The sequence below is a fragment of the Pelagicoccus sp. SDUM812002 genome, from assembly GCF_031127835.1.
Taxonomy (GTDB): Bacteria; Verrucomicrobiota; Verrucomicrobiia; order Opitutales; family Opitutaceae; genus Pelagicoccus.
Genome location: NZ_JARXHX010000020.1, coordinates 71087 through 84548 on the forward strand (window position 1 = coordinate 71087; position 13462 = coordinate 84548).

Sequence of the window (13462 nt, forward strand, 5' to 3'; positions counted from 1 at the left end):
AACCCACAATCTTCACGTTCTATGCCTAGCCCAAATCGCCGAGACTTCCTTAAGACGAGCGCCCTGTTCGCGACAGCTACGACTCTGTCCAAACTCACTTTCGCCCAAAACACTCGCAGCACTCCTAAACTCAACCTCTTCTCCAAGCATCTACAGTTCCTAGGCTATCAAGAGCTGGCCGAAACGGCTAAATCAATTGGCTTCGACGGCATAGACCTCACGGTTCGCCCAGGCGGACACGTGCTGCCAGAGCGCGTCGAACAAGATCTTCCTAAGGTAGTGGATGCTTGCCGTGAACAGGGCCTAGAAACGCCCATGATGACTACAACGGTCGAGGATGCCGATGACCCTCTCGATCAAGCCGTGCTCATAACAGCGTCTCAGGTCGGCATAGATTTCTACCGGATGAATTGGCTCCGGTACGAAGAAGACATATCGATGCCGGACTCGCTCCAGCTTTGCCGAGAACGCATCCAGAAGCTGGACAGCCTTAATCAAAAGCTCGGAATCGTCGGTTGCTATCAAAACCACGCTGGCACGCTGGTCGGCGCTTCGCCATGGGAAGTTTGGCAAATCCTTCAAGACGCATCACCTGAGCAATTCGGAGCGCAATATGACATTCGCCACGCCACCGTGGAGGGCGGTCGATCTTGGCCAAACGGACTTCGCCTCCTCAACGACCGAATCAAGACCATCGTAATCAAGGATTTCAAATGGGTCCTCGAAGACGGCCGTACCCGTTTGGTGAACACACCTCTTGGCGAAGGCATGGTCGACTTTCCGAACTACTTCAGACGCCTCAAGGATGCCAAGATCGACGCTCCGATTTCCTTCCACTTCGAATACGAGCTAGGTGGAGCCGAAAGCGGGCTCCGAGAAATAAGTAAATCTCCGGAGTTCGTTTTCGAGGCGATGCGCAGGGATATCGCCACCTTCAAGCGCCTATGGACGGAAGCTTGAGCTTACAGCAACTGATACAAAAACGGCACCGCCTAAGAGCACGCCCACCAAAAGCAGGAAGGCCGCTGTCTTGGCCAACACTCCATTCAAAGCAGGGCCCTCTGTTTTCTCAAGTACACTGGCAAGCTTCAGACCCACTGGAAACGCGAGAAACGGTAGTGAGTGCCACGCATTCTCTGTCGCAGCGACATAGAGCCCCAAGGAGAGGAAAGCTACCATCAGCTGAAGGCGATACTGCGCGAGACCAAAATTCCTTCCCCAGCGAGCGATCAAAGTCAGCTTTCCCGCCTTGAGATCCGTATCTCGATCCCGGTAGTTGTTCACGACGAGGATATTGTTCGCCAACAAGCCGAGCATTATACCCAAGTAAGCCGACTCGACTGTCAGCGTCCCGACGATCACGTAGACCGTGCCCATCGTGGCAACCAAGCCGAAAAAGAAGATTACGAAAACGTCTCCAAGCCCTCGATACGCCAACGGGAAGGGACCACCCGTGTAGCCATAGCCAAAGATGATCGAAACCACGCCCACTACCAAGAGAGACCAATCGCGGTAGGCGACCAGGTTCAGGCCGATCAAGAACGCCAGAAGGAAAACGACCAAGGACGCCCGAAGCATCTTGATCGGCTCAATACGACCGCTGGCCACTAGCCGCTCAGGCCCCACTCGCTCCTGCGTGTCCGCGCCCCGCACGTGATCGTAGTAGTCGTTTGCCATGTTGGTAGCGATCTGCACCAGCAAAGCAAAGACGAGACAGATCAAAACCGGCCACCAATCAAAGAATCCCATTCGCTTCGCCTCAGCCGTACCTACGAGAATGGGAACCACCGCAGCAGGTAAGGTCTTGGGCCGAGCAGCTTCTATCCAGTCCCGAAACATGGCCTATGGAAGCAAAGCTGGAATCTCGCTGAGCTTGTAGACGAATTGCTTGGCCTCTGACTTGACCTTGGAACGCTCGAGGTAGCCACCGTATCCGATAAACAAGTCGACAAAGGGCTGCGTTTCCAGATCGCTGGAGCCATCGCCGACCATAACCGTTTTTTCGGCGCCGAGCGCGGCTTTGTCTGCATCAATGACTTTCATCTTCCCGCCCATGCGGGACGTCGGACAGTTTCCGTCAAAACCGGCATAGCTTCCGTCCAAATCGAAGATCAAGTCCACCGCTCGAACTCTTTCGATACCGAGGTGCTTTGCGAAAGGAACGATCGCCTGGGTCAGGCCGCCACTCACGATGATAGGCTCCCAGCCCGCTTCACGCAGCGCTGCCAAGCTCTCCAAAGCCGTGGTTTCGACGGTATCGATATAAAGCTGCCCAATTTTTTCGCACTCGTCAGCGGTCGGCTTAATCAGGTCGAGCCGCGCTCCGTAAACGTCTTCGATGGCGATATGCCCGTCCATGGCCTTGTTGGTCATGTTCTCGCACTCGCGAAACGTTTCATCGCCCCGTAGGCGAGCTAGTTCATCGATCCCTTCGATCGAGCTAAGCGTGCTGTCGCAGTCTATGAAGATGAGTTTCTTTGGCATAGGAAAAGGAAGGTAGGAGCGGTCCGGAGCAGAGCGACATCCCTCACTTGCTCGCAGAAGCCAGCAATAGATTCGCGAGCAAGCTCGCTCCTACAAGGTTCTTGTTTCGGATTCGCACGAAAAAACCCCCGAGCTCAAGCTCGAGGGTTTTGCAAATTGGATGCGCTGTCCGATGACTAGCGGCGGCGGCGAAACTTGTTCTGGAACTTCTCCACGCGACCAGCGGTGTCGACGAAACGCTTTTCGCCGGTGTAGACTGGGTGGGAGTCCATGGTGATGTCGCGGAATACTTTTACGCACTCGACGCCGTCGACGGTCTCAGTCTGATGACCCTTGGCAGGGATTGTGGAGTTCGTTACGAACTTCTTACCCGTCGATACGTCGACGAAGACAGTTGGGTTGTAGTCTGGATGAATACCTTTTTTCACGGCGAAAATGAGCGGTTTAGAGCGAAATTAACCCTGACGGGCCTTGAAACGCGGGTTGGTCTTGCAGATCACGTACAATCTTCCCTTGCGACGTACAACTTGGCAGTCGGGGTGACGAGTCTTAGCGGACTTGAGTGATGACACTACTTTCATAAGGGGCGTAAAGAGAACGAGTCGAATCCCCCCTGTCAATAGAGGAATCGCTAAATGTGGCGGCTCTTTTCAACGGCCTCAAATCCCTCCCCTACGCTAATTACTATCCGGATCATCCGGAACCATAGACATAAGCCCTAATTCCGGATTCACCTCCATCATAAGGTGCCGCCAAAGATCTGGACCGTCCTTACTTGAAATAGACTCTGCATCTACGTCCACCACGACCCATGCATTTGATTCGAGTTCGTCGAGCAGCTGTCCCTCACTCCAGCCGGAGTAGCCCTTGAAGGCACGAAAAACCAAATCCGGATCTTCCTGCATCTTCGACTGGGCAACCACTGGCTCCATACCGAAAAAGAGCTGAAACTGGCCCTTCTCGGGCACTAGCTTCCAAGCCGCTAGAATTATCTGGTTCGGGTTCACTGGCCCCCCCACGTAAACAGGCACGTGCCCGAGACCGCACTCGTAGAACTCCGAACTCAGCTGACCGAGACGCTCCCCAGTGCTGTGGTTGAGAACCACGCCCAGCGAGCCGGTGTCTTCATGTCGCGTCATCAGCACCACAGAACTTGCGAAATTCGGGTCCTTGAGGTGCGGGTGCGCCAACAGTAGCGAGCCGGTAAGCTGTTGTGAATCGTCCTGAGTTTCGTCGTACATGAGCCGTCGTCCTGACCTCTCGAATCTCAAGCGAGCAGGTTGCGATGGCGACCAAAAAGTGGGGTTCCGCACAAGCAGACCTTGCCCTCCTTCTCCTCAATCGCTTCCCTCGACTCTCCCCACACGCAACCTCTACTATATATAGAAGCCTCATGATCCAACTCTCGGATATCGTCTCTTTCTGCGACCAACGCGCCCTCACCCACCAAGTCAAAGATTTTAGCGGAGCTCTCAACGGCCTCCAATTCGCCAACGACGGAGTTGTCACAAAAGTGGGGGCCGCAGTCGACGCAGGGCTAATCCCTTTCCAGCGAGCGGTAGACGCCAAGATCGATTTTCTCATTGTTCACCATGGCATGTTCTGGAGCGGAGCGAAGCGGGTGGTCGATTCCGAGTACGAAAAGATCCGTGCCTTGGTCGACGGAAACCTTGCCGTCTACTCTTGCCACTTGCCCCTCGATGCCCACACGGAAATCGGCAACAACGCTATCCTCGCCAACAAGCTAGGCATCTCTCCCGCCGGGAGCTTCCTCCCGTACGAAGGAACCGATATCGGCTTCATCGGAAGCTGGACCAGCAGCCGAGCCGACTTGAGGGCAGCCCTGAAAGGCCTCTTCGGACAGAGGTTCTCAGCCATGGAGTTCGGATCTCGTACACCCAAGAAGATCTGCGTACTGTCTGGCAGCGGAGCTAGTGCCATCGAACATGTAAAGGCAACCGGAGCCGACACCTTCATCACCGGAGAGCTTCGCCAACACCACTTCAACTACGCACAGGAGGAAGGCCTCAACGTGTATGCCTGCGGCCACTACGCTACAGAGACCTTCGGCATCTCGGCCCTAGCCGCTGAAGCAGCTAAGAAGTTTGGACTCAAGTGGGAATTCATTAAAACGGATTGCCCTCTCTAACGGGTTGCAGCTCTGCACTACCCTGAATTTCGGCATGTACAAATAGGTCGAACTCTAGCAAAACCGTTCTCCATGAAGAAGATCGCAGTACTCAACGGACCCAACCTCAACCGACTCGGCAAACGCGAGCCGGAAATTTATGGTTCGAAGACGCTCGAGGATATCGCTGCTGAATTGCGTAGCGCCTTTCCGGATACCGAGTTCGAATTCTTCCAATCCAACCACGAGGGAGCCCTTGTCGACAAGTTCAGCGAACTCGCAGAATCTGACATCACCGGGATCGTCTTCAACCCTGCCGCCTACTCCCACACCAGCGTGGCCCTTCGCGATGCGATAAGCGGAGCGGGTATTCCGGTGGTGGAAATTCACATCAGCAACATCCACAGCCGCGAAACCTTCCGCCACCATTCCTACACCGCAGAAGTATCGCGCGGCGTGATCACAGGATTGGGCACCGACGGCTACCGATTCGCCGTGGCAGCCTTACTCGGTTTGGCGTAGCGATCGACTTGCTCGAAGACGAGCCAGCCATGCTCACGAAGCTGCAATTTCGCGATGGGTGAAACCTGTCCTGACACCCAGATTTCCCGCTTCTCCGCCTTAAGCTCATCCGACAAGAGAGCCTCGTAAACCAACGGCGTCCAGTGCAGGTAATCTACAGCCAACGGGTAGATATCGTATCCACGATCTGAGCACGCGTACAGCATGCCGCGGCGCTCGCCAATAGACGCAATTCGAGCAACCCGCTCACTATAGGAAACGAGCACGCTCAATGTGCGAATCATGAGCTCCGCGTCTTCGTCGTTCTCGGCACGAAGAGCGAAGTCCACCAAGAAATCGATATCTTCCGATTCCCGAAGGCTTTTAAAGCCAAGGCAAAGCTCCATCTTTTCGGTAAGCGAAAAAATCGGCGTATCGCGAAACGCTTTGATCAAGCCCTTCTCAAGACCGATATCCTTCAAGGTATCCACGATCTCTCTCTCTAGTTGGTGGGCCGGCCTGTCCCAGACCAGTTCCCTCGCCTTGCCAGCATAGGAAAATACCTCGCTGGATGGCACCGCAAAATCTCCGGCAAAGCCTCCGAGCGTGGAGGCCCATGCGATGCGTCCCAACGACTCTTGAAGAACCTCGTTCTTGGAATAAGGGTCTACGTCTAGCTGCCGGGCCCAACGTCGTTTGGCTGAATCATGCCCCAAGTGCTTGCGGCTGAGTTTTCCGGCGGAACCGGCTAACTTCTTCTTCTCTTTTGAAGCTTCCTCGACTGTCGAGCTCTCGTCCTTGTTGCGGTAGTCTCGATAGGTTTCGAGAGCCTTGTCCGAGCCTCTCCGTACTTGATAGAGCTTTCCTCCCAAGTAGCGTACTATGCCGCCGGGCAGTCCCGTTACGGATGCAACCGGACGTTTCGCAACGCCTACGGTCGTGGCCACAGGTGAAGTCAGGCTGTTCGAGAGCGAGCTAGCGAAGGCTTCGCTCTGACTGACTTCAGCGAGTTTCTGGATCACCTCAAGTTCGTGCAATAGACTATCTAGATGCTGCACTCCACGTACCTGATATTCGCCGTAGATCGAATTGACACGAAACGTGAATGAAAACTCACGCACTTCTACGATAGGGGAAACCGTGTACACTTCAGTGCGCAGCTTCAGGCTTGGGGCGACGTCTCGGGTAAAGAGAAAAGGGGGACCTTCAGCAGGTTCTTCAGCACACACCAAAGATCTCACACCCAAAATGAGCAAGCAGACAAGAGTGGCAAAAATACGAGTGGGCAGCATTTGGGAGTTCGAAATTAAGATATTCTGAATGCCGTTCAAGTTCCGCGATTCTCATCGCCGATTTGAGCTTCACCGCAATCACAAAAAACGCCGCTCCCTGAAAAGAGAAACGGCGTAAGTAAGGGCCGAGGATAAAGCTGCTACTTGTACTGGTTCGACCCTTCGAGAATTATACCGCTGTCGTTGTGATACATGCGGCTAAAAGTTACTCCCAGTAGGCCATCGAGCTCGTCCTCGCTTGGGAAAAGTTCAATCGCACGCTCCACGAAATCCGAAGCCTTTTCGCCCGCGGTGAGTCGCATGGAACCTGCAAGTGACTTGAATACTGGAACCAGGTTCTTGAGGATTTCCTCGCCGCGCGAGTAGCTGAAAAGAACACCCGGCTTGATGTTCGCATCAGCAACGAAGGAGCGGAATTCACTATTGTTCGCTAATGCGTTCTCGCCCGAAGGAAGATTTGTTAAAGTCGAAAATATGCGGCTGGATGTCTCCTCCGAGCCGACTGCGAAAACGAGTTTTCCCAAGCCATGGGCTATCGTGACCACTCCTTGATTCGGGTCGTCGACCCGTACCCCCGCAAAACCTTGCTCATCGACGAGCTCGATTCCTGCGTTTGGATTCTGCGCCATGCCGGCTATCATCGCCATACCAGCCTGCAGGATGTCGGGACGAGTGAAGTCCATGACCATTGCCTGCGAAGTACGCGGAAGCTCGATGCTCAGACCATCTGGATTATCGACTGTAACCATTTCGATCGGATACTCCAAAATGTGAATACGCTTGCCAAATGCGGACATCAGAGTCGGCACATCTGCCTGAAGCATCATCTGTAGCTGGCCATTCGCCATAGCGACTTGCTGCTCAACTTGCTCCGGAGGCATAAACTTCTTCGCCACATCTAGGGCGAAGGCGTACAGCTTGTTCATGTCGAAGGACGCTACGGTGTAGGCGTTCACATTGCTCGGAACCCAAGCTGGCGGCTGAAATTCGAAAAACTCGTTTTCTAGCAAGGTGGCGAAACCTGAGCGCGGAGCTGGCGCTCCCAAGAAAACCGTCGAGCGCTCCTGCATATCTACGAATCCGCTCCAGACACCTACCTTGGTGAACTTGTCGAACTCAAGGGTTTGGAATATCTGGCGGTTTTGCGGAGGAATGAAATCAAAGAGCGACCGCACGTCTCCCAGCAACTCGAGGCGTGCTGTGAAGCTGGGACGAACTTCGCTTACTCCTGAGTCTGCATAGAATGATGAGAGAAAATCCCCTCCCCCTTCTTGCTGGGCAGCTAGGAACCGCCCGAGCGCCTCGAGTTCGGCCTCTTCGAAAACCTTGGCTTCATCCATGGAAGTGATCGGCTCCATGACATTCCCTATTGCGAAGAAAAAACGATTATCCAACTGGGCCACCAAGAACGAGGAGCCATCTGTCAGGTTCTTAATTCGGGCACCTGGACCGCCTGGCAATTCGAGGTCCGTGCGCTCGATTTCCTCGTTTTCGGTGGATCCCTCCAAAACCGCGTTGAACGCGCGGGCGGCCACGCCGTCACCCATTTCCGCCCAAACGAGGAATGTCGGCATGGGCAAGCGGTCCGGCACTTCCTGGTTGACAACAGCAGCTCCAAAGTGACTGCCGACCATTTCGTAAAGATCATCGAGCTCTAAGCCGACTTCACCGAGTTTGGTAATGAAATTCCCCTCTTGGTCCTCCGATTCGATCAGGTCGCCGATGAACGCTTTGTATTCGGAAATCTTCTCTTCCGAAAACAGCAACTGACCGAGGCGAGTGTTCTCCACATACAGGTCTAGAGTCTCGGGAGAGTTATCGAAGCGGAAGGCAGCGAGCGTTTCGGCCGGAAGGGATTCGAAAGGGGTGTTGAGGTCGGCAGCGCTGAGTGCCGTAACCGCCGTCAATGAAACGAGGCCGCTTAGGAGCTTAGTTTGTTTTTTCACTAGAGTTGGATTGAATTAGTTCAGATTCGTCTACTTGAGAGTTACGATAGGGAGGAGCGAGGTATTTAACCCCATTCTGGGGAAAGGACGAATCGTAGAGATAGGTCTCCTTGTTTTCCAAGAAACTGACGAGTTCCTGCACCGGTATGCCAAACGCAAGACCCGCAAACATTGCGTGACCCGCGCATGCGACGCCAATAACCTCGCCTCGGGAATTAAAAAGAGGTCCGCCAGAGTTTCCTGGATTAATGGCCGCATCGGTTTGAATGAATCGCAAATAACCGATCGAGCGAGTGCGCGAGGAAACGATGCCTTGGCTCACGGAACGCTCCAGTCCAAGCGGATTTCCGATCGCGAAGACAAGCGAACCTACGTCCACTCCATCGCCTTCCGCGAGGATGACAGGCTCGATAGCGACACCAGCTGCTTCTTCCTCGTCAATTTGCAGCAGGGCTAAGTCCCGCACGGGGTGAAGAGCAACGATTCGAACCTTCTTGAGTTCTTTACGTTCGTAGCCCGCATCGGTTTTGTTAAATATACTGACCGTGATAGCGGTTTCACGCTCCACTACATGGTAGTTGGTTATTAGATAGCCGGACGCGCTGATGAAGAATCCGCTGCCGAGACCGCTCGGCGTCTTCACCATGACAACCGAGTCGCCAAAACGCTTCACCAACTCGTTTACCGGAGCAGCCTTAAGCCGGCCCATCGTGTAGAGACCGTTGCCCACATCGGTAGATTCGGCAGTCTCTTCATCCGCCTTCTCGATGGTGAGGACTTGGTCAGCTGGTATTTTCAGGACCTCGAAGCCAAGGTCGAGCACCACGAAATTGTCGTCTTGCTTGAGCACCTCTGCCACGATTTCAGTCCCATTTTGAAATGTGAGACGATCAAATCCGACAGCGGAAAGGTAAGTTGATAAAAGAAGTGCCGCAGCTACGGCGAGTCGCTTGATCATAGTTTGGAATCCCTTGCTAGGTAAATTAGTATTCGGTCGTGGCTCGCTAAAACTAAGTCCTGAATCGAATCTCCGTCCAAATCGGCGGCGATCATACGATACGGATTCACGCTGTTGCGATTCCCACCGTCTTGCCCGTATGGATACTTTCCGTCATCGTAGACCTTCCAAGAAATCACTTCTTCGTAGCCGTCTCCACTTTCTCCATACACGATAATATCCCGCTGACCATAGTCTACGGTCGCAATTTCGTCGATCCCGTCGCCATCGATGTCCACCTCGAAGAGCGTACCCAGCGTCTTCTTCTCGTAATCGCGACCCGCCTGTTCGTTGGGATCGACCGCAGAACTGAGGACCAATTGGCGTGACTTTCCGGGACTTGGGACATTTATCGCATTGGCGCTGATTAGGGTCAGACCCAGCACTGGGTCCATGGAAATGCTCGTAGAGTAAGGTACCATCTCCCGGTCTTCAGTCTGAAAAATACCCGACTTATCCATTTTCAGGTGATGGATATGCTCTCCATCTGTCTCGAGGGCATACGCTTCGCGTTTGGATACAGGTGCAAATGACCGAATGGAGTAGTCCCCGTCCAACATGATTTGGTCGATGACTTCCAGGTTCTCGTCGAGCTTCTGCACCACTCCCCCCTCGGCTAGGTAGAGAGTTTCGTCATGCAGTCGAATTCTCCCGATTTCCGACCCTTTGAAACGCGAGGTTACCAGCATCGCTTGCCCGTCTTCGCCCAAAGTACAGAAGGAGGTGGTCTTGGAAAATTTCTTCTTCACGAGCAATCTCTCCTCGCCGAGCCACACCGCGTTTTCGTAGTCCCCTTCTAGGCCAGCGAATTCCAATTCGCGGGGCTCCTTTTCCTTGTTGTTCCAAATCGAAAGCACGAGCGACTTTCCTCTCTGAGTCACCCACCAAGTATCGGGTCCGAACTGGTCAAAGGAAAGGAGCTTCCAGTCTCCCACTTCCACTCCACTATCGCCCAACCGCTTAGGAAAGGTGAAACGAGCCCCGTCCCATCGGCTTTGATAAATCTGGCCCTCGTCCTCGACTTCGAAGAGCAACGTCTTGGCCTTGTCGCCCACGGACTTGACTTTCTTGATGTCCTGCAAAACTGGGTACGATTTACTGAAGCTCCAGAAACCATCTCTTTCGTAATAAACATTCAGGATCGGCTTGGTGCGGCCGAGCTCGACGATACTTTCCCTTCCCTCAAGGTCAATCGCGGCCCAACCTCCGGAGTCCGGTTGGCTAAGAGGCAAGAGGTTACGTTTCCCGAATTGAGATTCGTCGCCAAGGCCAAGTTCGTAAAAGCTTATGGTGTTAGCTTGGTTCGCACCTAAAAACGCTATTTTCGGTCCAGAGCTGGTCATTAGCGTTCGAGCTACATTGGTATTGGTGATTTCTTCGGAGATGCTGACGGCAGGGCGAAAACGCTCCCCTTCTGCTTCGTACCAACGGATGGGAGCAGTCACGGTGTTCCGCGCCTCGATAACATCGAGGTCGTCATCCCCATCGAGATCGAGAAACCACCAGCGGTTGCGTTCGATGTCTCGCTCACGCGGTTGCATCCACTCGACTTCTTCGGGCGTGTTGTAATCGATCATCTGAATGCCGTCGCTCATGCTGATCAGGATTTGCGGGCCCTTCTTGAGAGGACGAACAATGACCGGCTGATGGGTGCTCAGTTCCGAGTCGGCGATCTCCCACTCTTTGATCGGTTCCCACTCTCCAGATCCTTTTTTCTTTAGCACGATCAGCTTTCGCGGATCGGTCTGCACTAGGAAGATCTCGTCCACGCCATCGGCATCTACATCATACACCGAGGCAACTTGAGGCAGACGCGAGAGCGGCACCTCCACCTTCTCGAAATCCTCCGCCATGGGCAGGTAGTTCGGATTCTCCACATTTGAAAGGTCGAGCGTCTCTCCTCTTCCGACGTAGCGGTAGAAATCCAGACGCGACTGTCGGGTCTCTACGACGAGGAGTGAATAGGCTCCATCCTTACTTTCGCGAATGGGTAGCATTTTGTAGGCGCCGTTATCTGATTTGATAACGCGCAAACCTTGCCAACCGGGGAAGTCGCTTGCGGACGCCAGGAAGGCAGACGCGACAGCAACCAAAATCAAAAGGGGCTTCATAAAACGAAAATTTCTCACAAGACGAAATCGCAGTTATGCGTAAGATCCCATGGGCGCTGCCTAATGCAACATTCAAATACGAGACCAAATTAGTGGCTGAACAGGACCACGAACGCTACGAGTACGTTCCCGAGAGTGAATCAATTTAAGGAAATTAGCGTTCTGATGCAGGCTGTTATAAAATAATCTGTAAAATCAGCCGTAACCCTGCGCTTTGGGGAGTAAAATGCTACAATCAGGTGCGGCACGCAGCCGTAATATTCACTGAAAGGAAACTTCATACCATGACTAGCACACTCTTCCGCTTCCGTACTCTTCTTAGTCTTGTAATCAGTCTGGCAGCCTCGAGGGAGATCTTCGCTCAAGAGGACGGGGAATGGTCAGAGTACGAGGCGGCGGTCGAGACAGAAGCCGCCCGTCCACAGTACCAGGTTGGCGATGTGCTGACCCGATCCGAGAAAGGAGCTCCCTTCCGTCGCCGCATCATGCGGGAAGACGTCACTATTCGCAGCAGGTCCCTGCAGTTGGACTCAGGCAAAAAGGTCCGTTTGGTCTACGGAGTTCCCAAGAAAGCTAAAAACGTCCCAGCCGTATTCGTTTTGGACGTGGAAACAAACGTTCTCTCAAACGCGACTGCCCTCCGTAGCTTCGGATCGACTAAGAAACAACAGCGAGATTTCATGGAGGCGTCCTATCTTCTCCGTTCGCCTTTCGGCAGCAACATGCTCGGCAACGGTTTCGCAGTGGCATACATAGTGGCGGATGACCTCGACACCCTCCGTTCTGCGCGGACTCCCGATTGGATTGGCATTTTCGACCGCGTGCGAGACCTCAAATCTGTCGACGGCAACAACGTGTTCCTATTCTCCACCCGCGAGTACGCCAATCTCTCGGTCTACCTGACATCGCGCTACAATTTCTCCGGCTTCATACTTGAGGAGCCGGGCTACCTGCTGTTCTCCGACAAGACGCACGAAAACGTTATCGGAAGATCGGAAAAGCTTACTTCTCAGGAAATATGGGAGCGGACCGACCCCACCCGCGAGTTCGTCTACGAAACCGTATTCAGCCGCATCAATACGCCAATTATGCTGATTCGCAACCCAGACTCTACAGGCTACACCTTCAGCGAGAAGACGCTAATTTCAAAGCTCAACCAAACCGGCTCCTACTATGAGACCATTGAAGTTCGAGGTGTAGGGCGCGACCTCACCGTATTCGGCGGAGGCAAAGACAGCGGCGTCATCGACGTCTCACCCAAGGTATCCTACTATGTACCCACAGTCAGCCGCTGGGTTTCCGAAATCATCACCTACATGAGGGTAAATTCCTCCGTCGATCCCGTCGCCCTACGCGACCCATCGAACATGCGTGACTGGTAGTCGCACCCCCAAGCGAGGCAGCTCGCCTAGCCACACGGGCCAAGCGTTCTTCGACAGACGTTTGGCCTCACTTTTTAGAGGCCATCATCGAGCCAAAGACATCCTGTTAAAATCCCCCAAGCGACACCGTCTTTTTCCCCCTTATAATATTATAGCATTGCCACTGGACAAAGAATCCTTACCCGCCTTTCTTTCCGCGAGCGCTTCCGCCGCCAAATTTTAAGGAATAAGACCATGGCAACAGACCTATCCAAGTACAGAAACATCGGTATCTTCGCCCACGTTGACGCGGGTAAGACCACCACAACTGAGCGTATTCTAAAGCTCACTGGCAAGATCCACAAGTTGGGCGAAGTTCACGAAGGTGAATCGACCATGGACTTCATGGAGCAGGAAGCCGAGCGCGGTATTACCATCCAGTCCGCTGCCACCACATGTTTCTGGCCAGGAAGCACCCAGCAATACGAGCCACACCGCTTCAACATCATCGACACCCCGGGACACGTTGACTTCACCATCGAAGTCTACCGTTCCCTCAAGGTCCTCGACGGCGGTATCGGCGTTTTCTGTGGATCTGGCGGCGTTGAGCCACAGTCCGAAACGAACTGGCGTTACGCCAAC

At 53.7% G+C, this 13462-nt stretch carries 14 protein-coding genes; 5 read left to right on the forward strand and 9 right to left on the reverse strand.

Annotated elements, in window-relative coordinates; all coding sequences use genetic code 11:
• Positions 1-21: 21 nt before the first annotated feature.
• The gene (locus QEH53_RS20290; protein ID WP_309025051.1) at positions 22-960 is read left to right on the forward strand and encodes a sugar phosphate isomerase/epimerase family protein; all 939 of its coding nucleotides are present in this window, start codon (positions 22-24) and stop codon (positions 958-960) included.
• Here the strand turns inward: QEH53_RS20290 and QEH53_RS20295 are convergent.
• The 5 genes from QEH53_RS20295 to QEH53_RS20315 form a co-directional block, all read right to left on the reverse strand.
• A complete protein-coding gene (locus QEH53_RS20295) occupies positions 943-1839 on the reverse strand; it encodes a 1,4-dihydroxy-2-naphthoate polyprenyltransferase (RefSeq protein ID WP_309025052.1) in 897 nt (298 codons plus the stop codon). The two genes, QEH53_RS20290 and QEH53_RS20295, sit on opposite strands and share 18 nt — an antisense overlap.
• 3 nt (positions 1840-1842) lie before the next feature.
• Positions 1843-2484, reverse strand: coding sequence for an HAD-IB family phosphatase (locus QEH53_RS20300; RefSeq protein ID WP_309025053.1), 642 nt, complete (start codon positions 2482-2484; stop codon positions 1843-1845).
• 176 nt (positions 2485-2660) lie between these two features.
• Complete coding sequence (locus QEH53_RS20305; RefSeq protein ID WP_191616669.1) at positions 2661-2912, reverse strand: type B 50S ribosomal protein L31; 252 nt, start codon at positions 2910-2912, stop codon at positions 2661-2663.
• Positions 2913-2939: 27 nt separating this feature from the next.
• Positions 2940-3065, reverse strand: coding sequence for a type B 50S ribosomal protein L36 (ykgO, locus tag QEH53_RS20310; RefSeq protein ID WP_083794514.1), 126 nt, complete (start codon positions 3063-3065; stop codon positions 2940-2942).
• 96 nt (positions 3066-3161) lie between these two features.
• Positions 3162-3725 carry a YqgE/AlgH family protein gene (locus QEH53_RS20315; RefSeq protein ID WP_309025054.1) on the reverse strand — a complete coding sequence of 188 codons (564 nt, stop codon included), beginning with the start codon at positions 3723-3725 and terminating at the stop codon, positions 3162-3164.
• A 152-nt stretch (positions 3726-3877) separates the two neighbouring features.
• Here QEH53_RS20315 and QEH53_RS20320 point away from each other — a divergent pair, with 152 nt between their 5' ends.
• Together QEH53_RS20320 and aroQ are read left to right on the forward strand one after the other, a co-directional pair.
• Positions 3878-4633: a Nif3-like dinuclear metal center hexameric protein gene (locus QEH53_RS20320; RefSeq protein WP_309025055.1), complete on the forward strand. Its 756-nt coding sequence runs from the start codon at positions 3878-3880 to the stop codon at positions 4631-4633.
• Between the two features lie 72 nt (positions 4634-4705).
• Positions 4706-5134, forward strand: coding sequence for a type II 3-dehydroquinate dehydratase (gene aroQ / locus QEH53_RS20325; RefSeq protein ID WP_309025056.1), 429 nt, complete (start codon positions 4706-4708; stop codon positions 5132-5134).
• Here aroQ and QEH53_RS20330 read toward each other — a convergent pair.
• The 4 genes from QEH53_RS20330 to QEH53_RS20345 all read right to left on the reverse strand — a co-directional run bounded on the left by QEH53_RS20330 (position 5095) and on the right by QEH53_RS20345 (position 11459).
• On the reverse strand, positions 5095-6405 hold the full coding sequence (locus QEH53_RS20330) for a hypothetical protein (protein ID WP_309025057.1): 1311 nt from the start codon (positions 6403-6405) through the stop codon (positions 5095-5097). The genes aroQ and QEH53_RS20330 overlap by 40 nt on opposite strands.
• A gap of 140 nt (positions 6406-6545) precedes the next feature.
• Positions 6546-8351, reverse strand: coding sequence for a hypothetical protein (locus QEH53_RS20335; RefSeq protein WP_309025058.1), 1806 nt, complete (start codon positions 8349-8351; stop codon positions 6546-6548).
• A complete protein-coding gene (locus QEH53_RS20340; RefSeq protein WP_309025059.1) occupies positions 8335-9309 on the reverse strand; it encodes a trypsin-like peptidase domain-containing protein in 975 nt (324 codons plus the stop codon). Before QEH53_RS20340 ends, QEH53_RS20335 begins: the two co-directional genes overlap by 17 nt.
• Entirely contained in the window at positions 9306-11459 is a 2154-nt protein-coding gene (locus tag QEH53_RS20345; RefSeq protein WP_309025060.1) for a VCBS repeat-containing protein, read from the reverse strand. The genes QEH53_RS20340 and QEH53_RS20345 overlap by 4 nt, the downstream gene beginning before the upstream one ends.
• Before the next feature lie 284 nt (positions 11460-11743).
• Here QEH53_RS20345 and QEH53_RS20350 point away from each other — a divergent pair, with 284 nt between their 5' ends.
• On the forward strand, positions 11744-12841 hold the full coding sequence (locus tag QEH53_RS20350; RefSeq protein ID WP_309025061.1) for a hypothetical protein: 1098 nt from the start codon (positions 11744-11746) through the stop codon (positions 12839-12841).
• 234 nt (positions 12842-13075) lie between these two features.
• A partial coding sequence (locus QEH53_RS20355) for a GTP-binding protein (protein ID WP_309025062.1) occupies positions 13076-13462 on the forward strand: 387 nt, incomplete at its 3' end.